We start from the raw sequence: 18,357 nt of genomic DNA, 5'->3' as shown, positions 1-18,357 counted from the left end.
GATTTCTTCTCACACTTGCGACAATGAGCGCCTGCGCCGTTGCGCAAGTCCCCAATTTTAAGCAGGTCAAGAACATTGACCTTTCGACCGCGATTACCGCCGGTAGCGACTACGGCGACCTCGCTTGCGACGTCACCACCGACGGCACCAACCTCTATGTCAGCGGCCTGAAGAACTCGGCCGGTACCGGCAAGTCGGGTGTGGCTACGATTTCCGACCCGCTTGGAACGCCGAGCGTGGCCAAGCTCTTTAGCACCGGTGATGTGGCCGGTCTCGTCGCCGCGGGTGGCGGCCGCGAGTCGAAGGTCGAGTACATGGTGGATGGAAGCGGCAACGCCGAACTCTTCTTTGGCTACGGCCTCAGCGAAGTTCACCCGGCCGGCACCCCGGACTGGAAGAACAGCGCGTTTGTCCGCTGGAACTTCCCCACCAATCAACGCGACGGTCTGTGGGCCCAGCTCGGCTTTACCGCCGACCCCGCCGACACGACTCCGGGCTACCTGACGCCGGCGGAAGTCAACGGCTCGACCGCCAACCGCATGAACGGTCTGGCGCTCGACCCCTTCACGTCCACTCCGCGCCTCGCCGTTTCGGCCTACGGTCGCGGCTTGCTTTTCCGATTCCTGGATGGCAACGGCGCCAACGCGGGCAACGCGACCAACAGCAACAACTTCCTGAGCGCGCGCAACTGGCGCGACATCTGTTTTGATGCCGCCGGCAACCTGTTCTGGCGATCGCTGAACGACGTGTGGTACGCCCCGCGCACCGGCGCGAGCGCCTTTGGTGCCCACGTGAAGCTGGTTGACCTAGCCGATGTGGACACGCAAATGCAAAACGTGTGGTACATCCCCGCCGCAAGCGGCTGCGGCGCCACGATTCTGGCGACGGACCACAACGATGGCGCGAACTACGTAATCAAGGTTTACCAAGAGTCGGCCGGCGTTTGGAGCCAAGTGGGTTCAATCAACGGCACCGAGCCAATCAGCGGCGTGGCCCAAAACGGCTTCACCACCGACGTGCTTGGTTTCCGCACGGCAGTGGTCGGCGGCAAGCTTCACCTGCTGGTGGCGTACGGCGAAAACGGCGTCAACAACAAGAATGCAGTTCGCATGTACGAAGTCTCGGGCGGCAGCACGTTCTCGGGTGTCGTGAGTCTTTCGGGCTACGCGGGCAACCTGAGCAGTGAGGTCATGACGGCCAAGATCAAGGATGGCAGCGGCACCCTGCTGGAAACGCTGAGTTTCTCGCCGGATAACGCGGGCAACTTCTCGTTGACAACGACGGCGGCAACGCCCTACACGGTGGTCATCAAGGCCGACACCTCGCTGACGCGCAAGATTGTGAACGTGTCGGGCGGTTCCATCGGAAACGTCAACCTGCTGAACGGCAACGTTGACACCACCGACGTGGTGGACATCGCCGACTACACGGTCCTGGCCTACTTCTTCGATCGCACATCGGGCGATCCGGATTGGCTGACGGTGGACAACACGGTGGGCTTTGCTCCCGCAGATGCCGACTTCAACGGCGATGGATTTATCGACATCGCGGACTACACCATCCTTGCTTCGAACTTCGATGCAAGCGGCGAAGAATAAGTCTTCTCGTTGAGGCAAAATCTGGCTCCGGCATTCGTGCCGGGGCCATTTTTATTGGAACGCAACCTGGTTGAAGAACGTTACAATAGTACAGGCTATTCACTTTAGCGTTATAGACTCAAATGCGTTTCGATAAACTTACCGTTCGTACTCAGGAAGCACTTCAAGCCGCGGTCCAAGTGGCCGTGGAGTTTCAGCATCAGGCGCTCGACCCCGAGCACGTGCTGCTCGCCATGCTCGAAGCTGAGCCCAGCACCGTCCGCGCCCTCGTGGACAAGGCGGGCGGCGCCTCGCGCGCCATGCTCAGTGACCTGCGCGCTGAACTCGACAAGCGCCCGAAGGTGCAGGGCCAAAGCGCAAGCTACGGCACCAACATGAGCGGTCGCCTGCAAGAGGCGTTCAACCGCGCGTTTGAGATCGCCGACAAGATGGGCGATGAATTTGTGACCGGCGAGCACTTGCTGCTTTCCCTGCTGCAAGACACCGGCGCGGTGGGCCGCATCCTCAAGAGCAATAGCCTCAACGAGGACGTGTTGCGCCGATCCATCGAGGAGATTCGCGGCGGATCGCGCGTGACCGATGCAAGCGCAGAAGAACGATTTCAGGCCCTTGATAAGTACGGCACCGACCTGACCGAGCGAGCCCGCGAAGGAAAACTCGACCCCGTGATTGGGCGCGACGAAGAGATTCGGCGCGTCATTCAGGTGCTGTCGCGACGCACCAAAAACAACCCCGTCCTCATTGGCGAACCCGGTGTCGGGAAAACCGCCGTGGCCGAGGGTCTCGCGCAGCGCATCGTCGCGGGCGACGTGCCCGAGGGTCTGCGCAACAAGCGCGTGATTAGCCTCGACATGGGGGCTCTGATTGCGGGCGCGAAGTATCGCGGCGAGTTCGAGGAGCGCCTAAAAGCTGTGCTTGAGGAGATTAAAAAGGCTGAAGATCAGATCATCCTGTTCATCGACGAGATGCACACGCTGGTCGGCGCGGGCAAAGCCGAGGGCTCGCTCGATGCCGCCAACATGCTCAAGCCGATGCTCGCTCGCGGCGAGCTGCGCTGCGTCGGCGCGACCACGCTCAACGAGTACCGCCTCAACATCGAAAAGGATGCCGCGCTGGAGCGCCGATTCCAGACCGTGTTGGTGGACGAACCGACCGTGGAGGAGACGATCTCGATTCTGCGCGGCCTTAAGCCGCGCTACGAGATTCACCACGGTGTCCGCATCACCGACGGCGCGTTGATCGCCGCCGCGATGCTGAGCGACCGCTACATCAGCGACCGATTTTTGCCCGACAAGGCGATTGACTTGATTGACGAAAGCGCCAGCCGCCTGAAGATTGAGATTGATTCCGTGCCGAGCGAGATTGACGAAGTCGAGCGCCAGATTCGGCAACTCGAAATCGATCGCGAGGCTTTGCGCAAGGAAGAAGATAGTGCCAGCAAGGAGCGCTTGGCCGGGGTCGAGCGACGCCTGGCCGAGCTCAACGAGCAAGTCGGCGCGCTGCGCGCGACGTGGCAACGCGAGAAGGTCGAGATCGAAAAAATCCGCGTGCTCAAGACCGAACTGGACTCCACGCAAACCGAGCTCGCCAACGCCGAGCGCGACGCCGATTGGGGTCGCGCGGCGGAGCTTCAGCACGGTACGATTCCGCGCCTGCGCGCCGAGCTAGAAGCCGCGCAGCAAGCGATTGAGGCCGTGCAGGGCAACGGCAGCATGCTCCGCGAGGAGGTCACGCAGGAGGATATCGCCGACGTCATCGCCAAGTGGACCGGCATTCCGGTGAGCCGCTTGATGCAAGGCGAAATGGCGAAACTGCTCTCGCTGGAGGACCAGTTGGAGCGCCGCGTCGTGGGTCAACACGAGGCCCTGCAAGCGGTCAGCGACGCGATTCGTCGGAGTCGCAGCGGCATGGCCGACCCGAACCGGCCGGTGGGTTCGTTCCTGTTCCTCGGGCCAACCGGCGTCGGGAAAACCGAGACCGCGCGCGCCATTGCCGAGTTCCTTTTGAACGATGAGAAGGCGATGGTTCGCATCGACATGAGCGAATATCAAGAGCGCCACGCGGTCGCTCGCCTCATCGGGGCGCCTCCGGGGTACGTGGGTTACGAGGCGGGTGGTCAGTTGACCGAGGCCGTGCGTCGCCGCCCGTATTCGGTGGTGCTGCTCGACGAAGTCGAAAAGGCGCACCCGGAGGTGTTCAACGTACTGCTGCAAATGCTGGACGACGGTCGCTTGACCGACGGCCAAGGTCGTACGGTGGACTTTAAGAACACCATCGTGATTCTGACTTCGAACATCGGCAGCCATTTGTACGGCGATCCGTTTACCGACGGACCGAATTTCGAGGAGGTGAAAGGCAAGATCTTGGAGGAGGTCCGACACCACTTCCGGCCGGAATTCCTCAACCGTTTGGACGACATGATCGTGTTCCGCCAGCTCGGCATGGAGCAGGTGCGCGGAATTGTGCGGATTCAGTTGGAGCACCTCAGCCAGCGTTTGGCGGAGCAAAAGATCACGCTGACGCTCACGGACGCCGCCCTTTTGCATCTGGCGAGCACAGGTTTCGACCCGATGTACGGCGCGCGACCGTTGAAGCGCACGATCCAGCGCGAGATCATGAATCCGCTGGCGAAGGCGATCCTCGGCGGGGATATTCGCGAGGGTCAGGCGGTGGAGGTGGACTTCGCCGAGGGCGCGCTGCGCTTCACTCCGAAGGCCAGCGAGCCCGCGCCGAGTAGCTAGGCGAGGCTCTTCTGGCCCAATGCGGGGGCTGAGCGGAACGGCACCACGGTCGTGACGCCCGGCTCCTTCATCGTGACGCCGAACCACATCGGCGCGACCTCGATGGTGAGCGGGTTGTGCGTGATCAGCACGAACTGGCTGATGCCCTTGAACTCCTCAAGCGCGTTGACGAACCGCTCCACGTTGCGGCCGTCGAGCGGCGCGTCAACCTCGTCGAGAATGACCAGCGGCGAGGGCTTGACCCGCAGCAGCGCGAACAGGAACGCGCACGCCGAGAGCGCTCTTTCGCCGCCGCTGAGGAGTTCAAGCCGCTGACGGCGCTTGCCGGGGATGGTGACCTCGATTTCGACGCCCGATTCGAGCACATTCTGCGGATCGGTGAGCATGAGCTCGGCTTCGCCACCGACAAAAAGCTGGGCGAAGAAGTGCCCAAAGTGCTCTTGCACCTGGGTGAACGCGGCCAAAAATCGGTCGCCGGTGAGGCCGTCGAGTTCGCGAATGCCTTCCTGAATCTGCAGCTTGCTCGCCTCGACGTCATCGTACTGGGCGTGGAGCGTGGTGTACCGCTCGGTCAGTTGCTCGTACAGTTCGATCGCGCCAACGTTGACCGTGCCCATGGCGCGGACCTCGGATCGCAGGCGGCTGACCGCGCTCTTTGCGTCGTCCGGGAGCTCCGTCTCGGCGGCGGCCAGGTGGATCGCCTCCTCGTCGAGGCCGTGCTCTTCCAGCAATCGCTGGTAGGCCTGCGCCTTGCGCGATTCCTGGCGCACGCGGTCCACTTGCCCGTCGCGGATGGCAGTTTCCGCCTTGTCGGCGCTGGTTCGGGCCTCCTTTTCCAGCTCGGTGAGGCGGAAACTTTCCTGCAATATCTCGGCCCGCGTGCCCTGGAGGTTGGCGAGTTGGCTGGCGATGTCGCTGAGCCGTTCGATGCTGCGCTGCTGCTCGTTCTGGTTTTGACCGGCTTCCTGGGTGGCGGCCGCGCGTTGCTCGGCGATCTTCAGGCGACGCTCGTCGCGGGTGCCGTGGCTGGATTGTGCGAGTTCGAGGCGGCGAGCGGCTTCCTGAGCCCAATCGCGAGCCGTATCGAGGCGGGTTTGACACTCGACCAATCGCTCGCGAGCAACTTCGGCTTCGATGCCGAGGGCGGCGATGCGGACCTTGAGTTCGTCGCAGCGCTGCTCGTGTTCAGGGCGCGTGGCGGCCAGTAGCAGATCGGCGTCGGCCAGCGCCACGCCGGCGCCTTCGCGCTCGGCTTCGAGGCGACGCAGGGTGCGCTCGGCTTCGGCGCGCTCGGCGCGCAAACTTACTAGCCAGTTCTCAATCTCGGCGCGCTGCTCGGTCGTGTCGTGGGTCGGCGCTTCGACACCCTGCTCGCTCCGCCCGATCTCGGCGTCGATCTCGGCGATCTTGGCTTCGACCTTGGCGAGTTTGGCTTGCAAATCGGCCAAGTCAAGCTCGGTGTCGGCGAGTTCTTGCCGCTTGGTGACAAGGCCCGGGCCGCCAGATTTTGCGGTGCCGCCGGTGACCGCGCCGGAGCTAAACACCACTTCCCCATCGAGCGTTACGAGCCGCGACCACCCGGCGGTTTTGGCCAGCGCAAGCGCGTCATCGAGGGTCTCGCAGAACAGGATTCGACCCAAAAGCGAATCAATGACCGGGCGGAATTCCGGCGCGCAATCCACGAGGTCGCTGGCGATGCCGATGACGCCTCGCGACTGCGCCACGCGGCGAAGTTCTTGGCTCGCGAAAGCAGGCCGCATCAGGTTCACCGGCTGGAAAGTCGCGCGGCCCATGCGACGATCCTTCAGGAATTCGATCGCCCGTTTGGCGTGGGAATCGTGCGGCACGATGAGGTCGCTACCACTCGCGCCGAGCGCGGTTTCGAGCGCAAGCACATAGTCAGGATCGGTCGAAACCACGTTCGCCACCAAGTCGTACTGGCCTTCGATGAGGCCACTCTCGACCGCGGCGAGCACGGCGCGAGCCCCGGCGGCGACGCCCTCCATGGACTCAATCGAGTGCTCCAGAGCCTGCTTGAGGCCCTGCACACGGGCGATGGAGGCGAGGACCTCGCGCTGATCGCCCTCGATTTTGCGGCGACCTTGCTCAAGCTGGCGGACCAAATCTTGGGTGACACGACGCCCGAGTTCTCGCTCGTTTTCGGCGGCCTTGAGTTCGCCGAGATCGGTTTCGCAGCGCTCGATTTCCTTGTTGAGATCAGGTAGCGAGGCGTTGATGCCCGCGATTTCGCGGCGAATTTGGTGGTCGCGATCTTGGTCCAGCCGGGTGCGGACCTCGTACTGGGTCACTACGGTTTCGGCGGCGCGTGCGCCAGCCAACAGCGACTCGGCAATGGCTAGCTCGCCTTGCAATTCGGCGAGATTGCCCAGCCCGGCGACCTCGGCTTGGGCGGCCAGCAGCGCGGCTTCCAGCTCAGAAACCTGAGAACCGGACGACGCGACGTCGGCCAACAGGCTCTGCATCGAATCGGCCTTGTCGGCGACCTCGCTGTCGAGGTTTGCTTCGAGTTCATCCAGCGAGGCGAGCCGTTGCTCAATCAGCTTGGCTTGGCCCTCCAGGCGGGCCTGCGCGGTGAGGAGCGACTGCTGCAACTCGCGCAGAGCGTCGCCTCGCGTCTCGTTGTCGTGCAAAGTGTCGGCCAGCAGCTTGCCCTTTTGACGAAGCTCGGCTGATTGCTCGGTCTCCTTCGCCGCGATCACGGCGAGCGAATCCATTTGCGCGTCAAGCTCGAGCAACCGCGTGTGAGACTCGACAAATTCCTTGGCGAGCAACCCGACTTCGAGGTCGCGTAACGATGCCACCGCCGCGCGATAGCGAATCGCGACTTCGGCTTGCTCGCGGAGCGGCTCTCGCTGGGTGTCAATCTCGCGCAGAATGTCGTTCACGCGGTCCAGAGATTGTTGTGCCGCTTGGAGGCGACGCAGCGACTCATGCCGCTTCAGGCGATAGCGTTGCACACCGGCGGCTTCGTCGATCCAGGCACGGCGCTCCACGGCACTCGCGCTGAGGGCGGCGTCAATGTCCTTTTGCCCGACGATGGCGTAGCCGGTTCGGCCCAAGCCCGAGTCGGCGAGCAGGTCGTGGACATCCTTTTGCCGGACATTCTTGCGGTTTATCGTGTACTCGCTATCGCCCGAGCGGCTCAATCGCCGGCCGATTTCCACGGTCTCCGCGTCAATGTTCAGGCTGCCGTCGCGGTTATCAAACTCGAGAATGACCTCGGCGTAACCCAGCGGCTTGCGGGTGCTGCTGCCCGCGAAAATCACTTCTTGGCTCGTGTTCGCGCGCAGGTTGCGGGCGTTGGGTTCGCCCAGGCCCCACATAATCGCGTCGACGATGTTACTCTTGCCGCAGCCGTTCGGCCCGACCACCGCAATCAGGTCGCAATCGAACTCGAGTTCGGTCCGATCAGCAAAGGTTTTGAACCCAAAAAATTTGGCGCGCTTGAGCTTCACGTCAAAGTTTCAAGACGGGTTCGCGGGAGGCGGCGACGCGCCCACTTTTCCACTTACCGACCGGTGAGGATGCGCAGAATTTCCGGGAAGCGCAGGGTGTAGCCGTCGCGGTCCCACTTCGCGCCGATCGCGAAGCCATCGGTGCTCCACCAGCAGATGTTGATGCCGTTCTTCGCGCCGAGCGCCTTGACATCGCGGAACCACTGCTCGCGGCCCGGCACGTCTTCGTAGCAACCGGCCTCGCCCACCCAGGGCCACACGCCGTTTTGGCGGCACCAGTTGCGGTAACGCGAAAAGTGGAGGCCCATGTTACGGTAGTCGCGGTCGTCGAAAGAGCCGTCATTTTCGGGCGGATAGGGCGCGCCGCGCGCGCCACGAGCCACGGTTTCGCCGCGCCGCTTGGCCAAGTAGTTGCGGCTGTGCGTGATGTTAAACGGGCGGTAGTAGTGCATCGGCACCACCAGACGATCGATGCCTTTGGGCGGGGTCCAATTGCCATTGGGGCCGCCGAAAAAGTCGGGGTCGCCCATGTAAGGGTTGCTGGCGACAATCCATCGCTTGGGGTCCACCTCGCGGATCGCCTCGATGCACAGGCGCAACCAGGCGTCGTACCGCTCGGTTGGTTTGCCGCGATAATCGGGCTCGTTGACAATCTCGAATGCCAGCCGGTCGAGGTGCTCGCCTTTGAACTGCGAGGCAAGGTTGTGCCACCACGCCGGGGCCAGCCAAAAATCGTCGGTGCGAACAAAGTCTTTGGTGTTGTCCGGGTGAAAATCGAGCACGACGTTCAGCCCGGCGCGCAGCAAATTGCGCACCGACCCGACGATCACGAAGTCGCGATCGAGCGAGGTCACCGGGAGGCGCACCAGCTTGAAGCCGAGCCGCGAGACCGCGCGGGCTTTGTCGAGCGACAACGATTGATCGAACTGGATTTGCAGATGCTCGGTGAGGTTAATCTGCGGCGACGCGTCGAGCGGCGATTGCGCCCGAGACGCAACTGCCCCCATCAAAAGGCCGGCGATCAGCCAGCTACGCAAGTTCAACTCGATATTCGATACCACCGAGAAGGATAACGTCTCCCGGCTGCAGAAGTGTCCGCGTGTTTGCGTTGAGCTTCGTATCGTTGAGCACGGTGCCGTTGGTGCTGCCGGTATCGGTCAGGTACACGCCTTGATCGGTGACCTCGATTTCGCCGTGCTTGCCCGAGACAAACTTGTTGTCGAGCTGAATCGCGTTGTCGTCGCGACGCCCGAACGTGTTGACGCCCTTGTGCAGGGGATAATCGAGCCCTTCGGCGACCAGTGCACCGACCTTGGTGCTCGTGGTGGGCACGACGGAAATCGCCTGCGTCTTCCCGCCCATCGCGACCATGGTTTTGTTGGTCTCGCCAGGCAGGCTGAGGGTCAATTTGTATCCGCCGAGGCTAATCTGCTCGCCGTGGTTCAGGGCTACTTTCGAACCCGCCGCAATCTTGTTGCCGTTGATGCTGGTGCCGTTGGTGCTGCCCAAATCTTCCAGCCAAGCCGTCGCGCCGTCGAGCGTCACCTGCGCGTGGAGGCGGCTGATCCGGCCGTCTTCCAAGGCGATGTCGCCTTGCCGACCCAGGGTGAGCGTTCCCGGGCGAACGAAGTGCTCGCGACCGCCTTCGTCGACCAGGACGGGGAGTTGCACAGCCGGCGCGCCAAAGGCATCGCCATCGAGCGCGCGATCGAAAATGAGGCCGCACTCGTTGCAGAACATGATCCCGGCAGGGTTGAACGTCTTGCAAACCGGGCACTGCACCGGCTTTATCGTGATCGTCGCGTCCACCTTGGCGTGCAAGGCGGGCATGCCGCCCATGAGAGTTTTGTTCGCATCAACGCTTGGCGCTTGCGGGATCATTTGGGTCTTATCTGCCATGGCTCAATGAAAACTTCGGAAGAGGAAGCGGTATTTCCTAGACGGAACACCTAGAGAATTTGTTTGTTGAGGATCGTGCCATCGGTTTCGAGATCGTAAACCAGGGGCACGCCGGTGTCCAGATTGAGTTCGAGAACCTGTTCCTTGCTCAACTTTTCGAGGCTCATGACGATGCTGCGGTTGCTGTTGCCGTGCGCTACGACGAGCACATCCTTGCCTTGGCGGATATCGCCCATGATACAGCGATCGAAAAATGGCAGGGTTCGGGCGGCGGTGTCCTTGAGCGATTCGCCGTTGGGCGGCTGCACGTCGTAACTACGACGCCAAATCTTCACTTGGTCGGCCCCGTACTTGGCGACCGTGTCGTCCTTGTTTAGGCCGGCGAGGTCGCCGTAGTGGCGTTCGTTCAGCGCCTGGTCGCGGATCACGGGCACGGTGGCGCCCATGGCCTCGAGAATCAGCCCGCATGTTGTTTGCGCGCGAGTCAGCGAACTCGTGTAGGCCACGTCAATCGAGATGCCGGTCAGCTTGCCCCCGCAGGCGGTTGCCTCGGCTCGACCTTGGTCGGTCAGCGGCACGTCCACCCATCCGGTGAAGCGGTTTTCGAGGTTCCAAAGGGACTGTCCGTGACGCACGAGGATGAGTTTTGCCATCGCTTGGTTTGTACCTCAACCGCTGGTAAACTCGAATTGGCATGGCGAATTACATCACGAGCGTGGGCATGGAGGTTCACGCCGAGCTCCAAACGAACTCCAAAATGTTCTGCCGCTGCGCGGTGGCGTTTGGTGGGGAGCCCAATACTCGCGTGTGCCCGGTGTGTTTGGGTCTTCCCGGCAGCCTGCCCGTGCCTAACCGGATGGCCGTGGAAATGGTGCTCAAGACCGCCCTCGCGCTCAACTGCAAGGTGGCGATGCACTCGCTGTTCCACCGCAAAAACTACTTTTATCCGGACCTCCCCAAGGCGTATCAAGTCAGCCAATACGGCGAGGAAAACCCGATTGGTTTTCACGGATTTCTTGAAATTCCCGACCCGGTGACCGGCACCAAGCGGGTAAGCATCCGCCGCGTGCACCTGGAAGAAGACACCGGCAAGCTTCTGCACCTGCCCAGCGGCGGCTCAGGCGTGGACTTCAACCGGGCGGGCGTGCCGCTCATGGAGATTGTCAGCGGGTTTCCACCCGACATTCACACCGCCGACGAATCGCGCGAGTATCTGATGCAACTCCGCATGATCTTGATCTACCTTGGCGTTTGCGACGGCAAGATGGAAGAGGGTTCCATGCGGTGCGAGCCCAATATTTCGGTCCGACCCGACACGACCGAAACTCTCGGCACGAAAACCGAGCTGAAGAACCTGAACAGCTTCCGGGCCGTGCAACTGGGCGTGGCGTTCGAGACGCGTCGCCAAATCGCCGTGCTCGAAGGCGGCGGCAAGGTCCTGCAGGAAACTCGCGGCTGGAACGACGGCAACGAAACCAGCTACGCGATGCGGCTGAAGGAATCGGAAAACGACTACCGCTACTTTGAAGACCCCGACCTCGTGCCGATTGAGTTCACCGAGGAGTACGTCGAGTCCATCCGCGCTTCGCTTCCGGAGCTTCCGCTTGCGAAGTCGCAGCGGTACCAAACCGAGCTTGGCTTCAACGCCAAGGAAGCGGGCGTGCTGGTGGCCGACAAGAACTGGGCAAGCTTCTTTGAGATGGGCGTGGCCGAGGGCGGCGACCCCAAACTGCTGAGCAATTGGATGAACAGCGACTTCGCGCGCTTGCTCAACGAAACCGGGCAGGTGATCGCCGAGTCCGAAGTTGACGCGCAGCACGACTTGAGCAAGATTTCCGCCAGCCACTTGGTCGAACTGATCTCGCACATTCAGCGCGGCGACATCAATGGCAAGACCGCCAAGACGATGTTTGATGAGATGTTCCGCACCGGCGCGCGAGCGGGCGAGTTGCTCGCCAAGAGCAATCTCAGCCAGATTAGCGACACTGACGAGATTGTGAAATGGTGCCGCGAGGCAATGGCCGAAAACCCTGGTCCAGTCGAGAAATATAAAAATGGGCAAACCAACACGATGGGCTTCCTCGTCGGACAAGTAATGCGCAAAAGCCAGGGCCGCGCCAACGCGCCGCTCGTGCAGGACATCATGCGCGCAGAATTAGATGCTTAGTCGAACTTGGTGCATGCTGGCGGGGCTGATGGTGCTCGCTCAAGCAGGGGCGCAGACGCTGCCCTCGCTACCCAATATCGGGCGCGTTAACGAGATTTGGCGAGTGGCCGATGCCCGCATGGGCCGGCAAGCAGACTACTGGTTTGAGCACGGCGATCTTCCTCGAGCGGTGCAACTTCTCGGGTTCCGTGCCTCGCTCTATCCCAACGACTACGAGCGCGCGACCGACTACGGGTTCTTGCTCAAAAGCCTGGGACGCCGCAACGAAGAGCTCGCGGTCTACATCCAGTTTCGGCAGGCGAACCTGAGCAAAGACCCCGACGCCGCGTGGCCCGAAGCAAACTTCTATTACGAAATGAAGATGTACGCCAAGGTCGCTCCTCTGCTGGAGCCGACCCTAAGCCGCAACCCGCATCCGAATTCGTACCGGCTGCTAGCGCGGTCGTATGAAAAGGCCGGCAGCCTCGCCAATGCCTTCCGTATTTATCAGGAGCTCGTGAGCGCCCATCCGACCGACATGGCGGCCAAGGCGAACTTGGAACGCATCCGCAAGCTCATGAAGGCGGCGCGGATTTTCCCGTTTTAGACCCGAACCCACGTAAGGGCTTCGTGCCCTAAGTAGTAGTGCTGGCTATACTCGCCAGGCTTAAACCAGATCATCGCGGGCGGCACCTCGCCGAGCACAAACGCGGCTACCGGTCGCCCTTCGGTCACGCTGATCGGCTCGCCATCGAGGCGCAAGATGAACAAGTGCAGGAGGTCTTCTTCCGCCTCAAATTGGTAGCGGAATGCACCCACGGTGCCCCCAAACGGGTTGGCTTCGATGCCGACATGCTGCAGCGCAAAGTCGCTGCCGGTTTGCCGGTCGGGGTTGAACGCCGGAAGCTTGATGGTTACGGCCTCGTCAATGCAACGGAGCACCTCGGCGATCACGGCGTCGCGCGTTTGTTGCTCGCGGGGGGTGGGTTGCATACGCAAGACTGGCGGAGCGGGTGGGATTCGAACCCACGATACGTTGCCGTATACGCGATTTCCAATCGCGCTCCTTCGACCACTCGGACACCACTCCAGTCCAGGGTTATTATGGCCGACGCCCTGCCCGGTTCGCCAACTGTGCGCGTTTGCGAAATTCACGCAATTTTCACGGCCCTTACAGTTTTCTTACCTAAGTGTGGAATGGACTAAACGGAGCTCTTCTTTATTGGGGAGTTGGGGTTATATGAAGAAGGCATTTACACTCATCGAGTTGCTGGTGGTCATCGCGATCATCGCAATTCTCGCGTCGATTATCTTCCCTGTCTTTGCCAAGGTGCGAGCCGCGGCTAAGCAGACGAAGTCGACGAACAATCTCAAGCAACTTTCGCTGGCCGCAAACATGTATGCCGGTGACAACGACGACGCTTTGCCGCTGGCCTACTATGTGGATGCCACGGCCAAGGGTGGCTACAAGTCGTTCTGGCAAATCACGTTGCCATACTACAAGGAGCCGTCGCTGCGACGCAATCCGGGCGCTAAGAAGTATTGGCAGCCGGAAAACTCGTCGGACACGACCAACTACGGCCGCGACTATCCGTGGCACATCTCGGACTACCAGCCGACGCTGGGCGTTGCCTGGGCTGATAGTTCGATCGGTCTGAGCAATCCGCAGTCGCCGTCGCAAACCATTCTGTTCGCCGATTCGGCTTACTACGTGGCGACGCCGTCGACGCAAACCGACTCGGGTAAGTGGGGCGCGCTTCGCATCAACTACGCAACTCAGTGGTTCTTGGCTCCGATCGGCGGCTTTACGCATCCGAACGGTACCGAGTACAACACGACGACCAACAATTGGCTCACCTCGTGGTCGACCCAAACCATCTATCCGGTGTTTGAAGACCGCGTGACGACCGCCATGATTGATGGTTCGGTGAAGACGCAGGCCATCAAGAAGGTCACGGGTCCGATCCCGGCTGGTTACACCATCGGTGCGCCCGAGAACCAGTGGGACATGCAATAAGCGAAAGCTGAAAAGCATGCGAAAGCGCCCCGGAGAAATCTCCGGGGCGCTTTCTTGTTTACGGGGTCCAGGGTCGCTGCGGCTTAAACATCCATTCGCGAATCAGGGGCACCTGATCCTGCGAGTGCGGGCCCTGGCTGGCGTTGCCCGGGCCGAGCACGCTCTGCCCGAGCCATTCGCGGCCTTGGCTGACGACCTGAATGAATGTCCCCCGGTTGCTGAGCGTCGGGTTGTTTGCGCCGAGGCCGTAGTTCAGTCGCGGAAGCGGCACTCCCGCAATCGGCGGCAGTTTCTCGATGTCGGCCAAAGTTTCCTTGAGGATTGCTTTAGGGGTGCGGTCGCCTAGATAGTTGGCCTTGGTGCGGCCACGTATCGCGCGCCAAATCACGCTCGGCTGCACCGCCATCCGGAAGAAGTCGGGCTGCAGGAAGTTGCCGGTTGTCGGCACAAAGAGCTTCTCGCGGAGGCGGTCCACCAACCGGCGGTAAGTGGCATCGCCCGAGGAGCCTTCGCGCAGCGTCGGCTCGACCGCGTTCAGCGCGGCTTCGGTGGCGGTGCCGGCCGATGCTTCACGCCGGAACATGCTGAGGAACTTGAGCTGAGTTTCGTCTTCCTGCTGAGCGATGGTCCGAACGGCCTGCACCATGTCGGCGATGGCCAATCGGCCGCTCGGCAAGGCCCGCACCAGGAGCTCGTTGCGGAAAATCTCGCCCCAGGCGGGCGTGTCGAGGTTCGGGAACCAGCTCACAGGCTTGTTGTTCCAGTTGACCAGGAGCCCATTTTTCGGATTGAGCACCTGCACCAGTTTCGGCAACGGCGTGAGGCCCTGCCAGTCGAATATGGAGTGGCCGGGCGTTGGGAAGCGCGGGTCCACCAGGGGTGATCGGCGCGGCATCAGCCCGCAGAACGCATAGCCGATATCCTGCCGATCGGCGAGAAACAGGTTGAAACCGAGCGGGATCTTTTCGGCATGGCGCAGGGCCGCGCGCACGCCCGAGAGTCGCTGCATCGCGAGCATCTCGTCGAACCCGCGCAACTCCTGCCCGGCGTAGCTGGCGCGAAGGCTGTAGGCCGCGGGGCCGGTTGGGCTTTGTACCACCACCGGGCCGAACTTTGTGGTGAGCCGCTCCACGGTGCGGTCGGCCTCGCCTTTCACTCGGATCGTGCGCGTTTCGCGACCAAAGTCTAGCCACGCGCTGTCGGATTCGTACTTGCCATCGCGGGTGAGGTTGACAAAGATGTCCGTGGTGTCGGCCACGCCCGTCGTGAGTCCCCAGGCAAAACTCGGGGTGTTGCCGACCACCACCTGCGGCACGCCGGGCACGGTGATGCCTTGCACCCGCAGAGTCGGGCAGTCGATGCGCGCTTCGTAGACCACGCTCGGCATGGTGTGGCCCATTTGCGGGCCGCTGAGGAGCAAGTTCTCACCGGTGACCGAGCGGTTTTTGTGGGCGACAATCGCGTAGGAGCCCGTTTTATAGACCACCGCCAGGGTTTCGGCGAGCTTGGTCTGCTGCTCCAGGTTGGCGAGACGGACGCCCGGAATGAGTTCAGGCACGGTCGCCTTGGGAAGCAGCGCAAGATGACCTTCGCTGACCGCGCGACTCACTGGCTGTAGGTAGGCGGGAGCTTTGCCGAGCGGATCGTCGGCGGGGTCCACCGTCGGAATCGACTCGGGCGCGTTTTGCCAGAGCATGTCGTCGAGAATGTCCATGATGAGGCCGGCCGCCCGGTTCCCCGCTTTGAGATATTGGTAGGCGAGGTAGTTGCGAATCTCGCCGGCACCACCGCCACCGAATCGGCGGGCCATGCCCACCGCGATGCTCGCCGAATCCAGCGCCGTCCACGGTTTCGGTTTGAACCCAAACTCGGCATATCCGGCGGGCAAGGAGTCGGTCCGCTCCATCACCGCAATCGCCTGGTTGATGCCCTCGGCGTAGGAATTGAACGCGAGTCGGCCTTCGGGCGAGAGCTTTTGAATCTGCGTCTGCAGTTCCTTGTCGGTGTACGAGGTGCGTAGGGTTTCGGTGTCGCTCGCGACCGCGCTCGCCCCGCGGATCTCGGCGAGTTCGCCGCGGAAGGTGCGCCGCGAAAGCTCCATCTGCCAAAGGCGATCCTCGGCGGTGGCCCGGCCCAACGCGCGGAACGCCTCGCGCTCGCTCGGGGCCGAAATCATGGGAACGCCGTATTCGCTTCGGGTTACAAATGGGCCCGCCAAGAGGCTCGCCGCCAGCAACATTGCCGTCATGCCTCAACTATACTAAAGGAATGTCACCCTTGCTTGAATTCGCCATTCACACGGCGGTGATGGGCGGCAAATCGACCTTGCAGTTTTTCCGCAACGCCGAGATTCAGCTCAAGGCCGATCAGTCGCCGGTGACCATTGCCGACTTACAAGCCGAGGCTCTTATCCGCGACGAGATTCGCAAGTGGTATCCGGAGCACGGCATCTACGGCGAAGAAGAAGGTGCCAGCGGCGACCGCTCGCAGCAATGGCTGATTGACCCTATTGACGGCACGAAGTCGTACATGAGCGGCGTGCCGCTGTTCAGCACGTTGCTGAGTTTTGAGCAAGACGGCGATCCCGTGGTGGGCGTCGCGTACTTCCCTGCTTCCGACGAGTTGCTCTACGCGGAGCGCGGCGAGGGTGCTTACTACCAGCATCGTCCGGCTCAGGTGATGCAAGAGATTGATCCTCAGCGGTGCATGCTGTGCTGTGGCGCGCCGACGCGCTTGCGGGACCAGGGCAAGCTCGACCCGCTGCTGGATTTGGCCGACACCTACCAAGGCTTGCGCACCTGGAGCGACGCTTACGGCCACGCGATGGTGGCGAGCGGGCGCGCCCCGCTGATGGTGGACCCGCTGGTCCAGCCGTACGACATTTCCGCGATGCGATTGATTGTCGCCGAGGCGGGCGGGATGTGCACCAACTACGCGGGCGGGAAGGCCGGCCCCGAGGCGATTAGCTTTGCGCCGGGGCTGGCGGATTGGGTGGAGCGGACCTTTCGATGAGGGCGCTCGGCGTTGATTTTGGGTTCGCGCGGATTGGGCTGGCGGTCGGCGAAAGCAAGTTGGCTTTGGCCGTACGGCCCGCTCTCAAGGCGAGCGGAAAACTCGCCACCGACGCCAAAGCGATTGGCGATGTCGCCCGCCGCGAGCAAGCCACGGTGGTGGTTGTGGGGGTACCTTTGGGAGGCAAGGATGATCGGCAGGCACGCATCTGTCGCCAACTAGCCGGACACATTCGCGACCTCGCTTTTGAGGTCATCGAGGTCAACGAAGCGTTGAGCACAGTGGAAGCGCAGTCGCGATTGGCGAACACCGAGTGGACCGCGGCCCAGCGACGCAAAGCAATTGATGGCCAGTCCGCCCTGATCATTCTCGAACGGTTTTTTGATGAGCAAAGTTAAGAAAATCTTTGGCGGCATTTTGGTGCTCGGGCTGGCGTCGGTGGTTGGCGGCGGTGCCTGGGTCAGCAAAGAAATCGGCCCAACCGCACCGGGCGACAAGAAGCTGATTCGCTTTGACAGCGGCAAGTCGTTTAACGCGGCGATGGCCGAAATGCAGCGGCTCGGCGTGATCAAGAACCCGATGGCGATGAACCTGTACGCCAAAGTGAAGGGCAAGTACGAAGCGTTTCGCAGCGGCACTTTTGAGGTGCAGCCGGGCATGACCGCCGATCACTTGTTCAAGGCGTTGAACTCGCCGCTCAAGCAAATGGTGCGCATTCCCGAAGGCTGGTGGGCCGCCCGCGTGGCCGATCGCCTGGAAGCGAAAGGCGTTTGCAAAAAGGGCGAATATGTGGACCTCGTCAAGCAGCCCGAGAAGTTTCAAAAGTACGTCAGCTTTCCGCTCCCGAAGAACACGTTGGAGGGCTATCTCTACCCCGATACCTACGATTTGCCGCCGATGATCGGCGCGTTTGAGACGATCAAGATTCAACTCAAAACGTTCGATCAGCGCATCGCGAAGGAGCTTCCGAAAGGCGCGAACATCGCTCGGCTGGTGAACATCGCCAGCATGGTGGAATGCGAGACGGCGAAGGATGAGGAGCGACCGCGCGTGGCGGGTGTCATCGAAAATCGCCTCCGCAAGGGCATGCGCCTGCAGATTGACGCGACCGTGCTCTACGCGCTGCAGGTGTGGAAGAACCTTGGTCCGGGCGTGGTGAACACGGTCAAGTCGCCGTACAACACGTACTTGATTGACGGTCTGCCGCCCGGCCCGATCTGCTCGCCGAGCGCACGCAGCGTAATGGCCGCGCTCAAGCCCGAGTCGCATAACTACTTCTTTTATGTGGCGCTACCCACCCAGTTCCACCTGTTTTCGACGGATTACGGGAGCCATCTGAGTAATATCAATAAAGCGCGGGCGGCCATGCGAGCGGCTCGCGAACAGGGGTAGGGCAACTGAGAACTTTTCGCACGGGCAAATTTCAGCAGGCGGGCATCCGTGGGCCGCTGCGCAAGCTGTGCCCGAG

14 protein-coding genes and 1 tRNA gene are annotated in these 18,357 nt (G+C 61.8%); 8 read left to right on the top strand and 7 right to left on the bottom strand.

Translation table 11 applies throughout. The features are described from left to right. Positions 1-23: 23 nt before the first annotated feature. Both JNJ45_12330 and clpB read left to right on the top strand, forming a co-directional pair. Positions 24-1,598, top strand: coding sequence for a hypothetical protein (locus JNJ45_12330; GenBank protein MBL8049457.1), 1,575 nt, complete (start codon positions 24-26; stop codon positions 1,596-1,598). A gap of 122 nt (positions 1,599-1,720) precedes the next feature. After that, positions 1,721-4,339, top strand: coding sequence for an ATP-dependent chaperone ClpB (gene clpB / locus JNJ45_12325; GenBank protein ID MBL8049456.1), 2,619 nt, complete (start codon positions 1,721-1,723; stop codon positions 4,337-4,339). On the opposite strand, the gene smc is transcribed toward clpB, so the two are convergent. Genes smc through JNJ45_12305 form a run of 4 tightly spaced genes read right to left on the bottom strand, consistent with a single transcriptional unit; the run spans position 4,336 to position 10,367 of the window. Then, positions 4,336-7,815, bottom strand: coding sequence for a chromosome segregation protein SMC (gene smc / locus JNJ45_12320; protein MBL8049455.1), 3,480 nt, complete (start codon positions 7,813-7,815; stop codon positions 4,336-4,338). The genes clpB and smc overlap by 4 nt on opposite strands. Before the next feature lie 53 nt (positions 7,816-7,868). Continuing rightward, the gene (locus tag JNJ45_12315; protein ID MBL8049454.1) at positions 7,869-8,852 is read right to left on the bottom strand and encodes a cellulase family glycosylhydrolase; all 984 of its coding nucleotides are present in this window, start codon (positions 8,850-8,852) and stop codon (positions 7,869-7,871) included. Further along, positions 8,845-9,714: an FHA domain-containing protein gene (locus JNJ45_12310; protein MBL8049453.1), complete on the bottom strand. Its 870-nt coding sequence runs from the start codon at positions 9,712-9,714 to the stop codon at positions 8,845-8,847. The genes JNJ45_12315 and JNJ45_12310 overlap by 8 nt, the downstream gene beginning before the upstream one ends. A gap of 50 nt (positions 9,715-9,764) precedes the next feature. Beyond that, on the bottom strand, positions 9,765-10,367 hold the full coding sequence (locus JNJ45_12305) for a 2,3-bisphosphoglycerate-dependent phosphoglycerate mutase (protein ID MBL8049452.1): 603 nt from the start codon (positions 10,365-10,367) through the stop codon (positions 9,765-9,767). Between the two features lie 41 nt (positions 10,368-10,408). On the opposite strand from JNJ45_12305, the gene gatB reads away from it, so the two are divergent. Together gatB and JNJ45_12295 are read left to right on the top strand one after the other, a co-directional pair. Beyond that, positions 10,409-11,881 (top strand): Asp-tRNA(Asn)/Glu-tRNA(Gln) amidotransferase subunit GatB, encoded by a 1,473-nt coding sequence (gatB, locus tag JNJ45_12300; GenBank protein ID MBL8049451.1) that lies wholly within the window; start codon positions 10,409-10,411, stop codon positions 11,879-11,881. Further along, complete coding sequence (locus JNJ45_12295; protein MBL8049450.1) at positions 11,874-12,467, top strand: hypothetical protein; 594 nt, start codon at positions 11,874-11,876, stop codon at positions 12,465-12,467. The genes gatB and JNJ45_12295 overlap by 8 nt, the downstream gene beginning before the upstream one ends. Here the strand turns inward: JNJ45_12295 and JNJ45_12290 are convergent. Together JNJ45_12290 and JNJ45_12285 are read right to left on the bottom strand one after the other, a co-directional pair. Further along, positions 12,464-12,853, bottom strand: a complete 390-nt coding sequence (locus JNJ45_12290) for a hypothetical protein (protein MBL8049449.1) — start codon at positions 12,851-12,853, stop codon at positions 12,464-12,466. The two genes, JNJ45_12295 and JNJ45_12290, sit on opposite strands and share 4 nt — an antisense overlap. A 9-nt stretch (positions 12,854-12,862) precedes the next feature. Continuing rightward, positions 12,863-12,950, bottom strand: a tRNA-Ser gene (locus JNJ45_12285). A 150-nt stretch (positions 12,951-13,100) separates the two neighbouring features. Here JNJ45_12285 and JNJ45_12280 point away from each other — a divergent pair. Then, positions 13,101-13,877 (top strand): prepilin-type N-terminal cleavage/methylation domain-containing protein, encoded by a 777-nt coding sequence (locus JNJ45_12280; protein MBL8049448.1) that lies wholly within the window; start codon positions 13,101-13,103, stop codon positions 13,875-13,877. Positions 13,878-13,935: 58 nt separating this feature from the next. Here JNJ45_12280 and JNJ45_12275 read toward each other — a convergent pair whose 3' ends face one another. Further along, on the bottom strand, positions 13,936-16,125 hold the full coding sequence (locus tag JNJ45_12275; protein ID MBL8049447.1) for a penicillin acylase family protein: 2,190 nt from the start codon (positions 16,123-16,125) through the stop codon (positions 13,936-13,938). A gap of 20 nt (positions 16,126-16,145) precedes the next feature. Between JNJ45_12275 and JNJ45_12270 the strand changes: the two genes are divergently transcribed. The 3 genes from JNJ45_12270 to mltG are packed head-to-tail and all read left to right on the top strand — an operon-like array spanning position 16,146 to position 18,281. Beyond that, on the top strand, positions 16,146-16,889 hold the full coding sequence (locus JNJ45_12270; protein MBL8049446.1) for a hypothetical protein: 744 nt from the start codon (positions 16,146-16,148) through the stop codon (positions 16,887-16,889). Continuing rightward, positions 16,886-17,287: a Holliday junction resolvase RuvX gene (gene ruvX, locus JNJ45_12265; protein MBL8049445.1), complete on the top strand. Its 402-nt coding sequence runs from the start codon at positions 16,886-16,888 to the stop codon at positions 17,285-17,287. Before JNJ45_12270 ends, ruvX begins: the two co-directional genes overlap by 4 nt. Beyond that, a complete protein-coding gene (gene mltG / locus JNJ45_12260) occupies positions 17,274-18,281 on the top strand; it encodes an endolytic transglycosylase MltG (protein MBL8049444.1) in 1,008 nt (335 codons plus the stop codon). Before ruvX ends, mltG begins: the two co-directional genes overlap by 14 nt. Positions 18,282-18,357: the final 76 nt, after the last annotated feature.

Source organism: Chthonomonas sp. (assembly GCA_016788425.1).
In the GTDB taxonomy this organism is placed as follows: domain Bacteria; phylum Armatimonadota; class Fimbriimonadia; order Fimbriimonadales; family Fimbriimonadaceae; genus JAEURQ01.
Note: the sequence above shows the minus strand (reverse complement) of the source record. Positions and strands in the feature narration are given on the sequence as shown.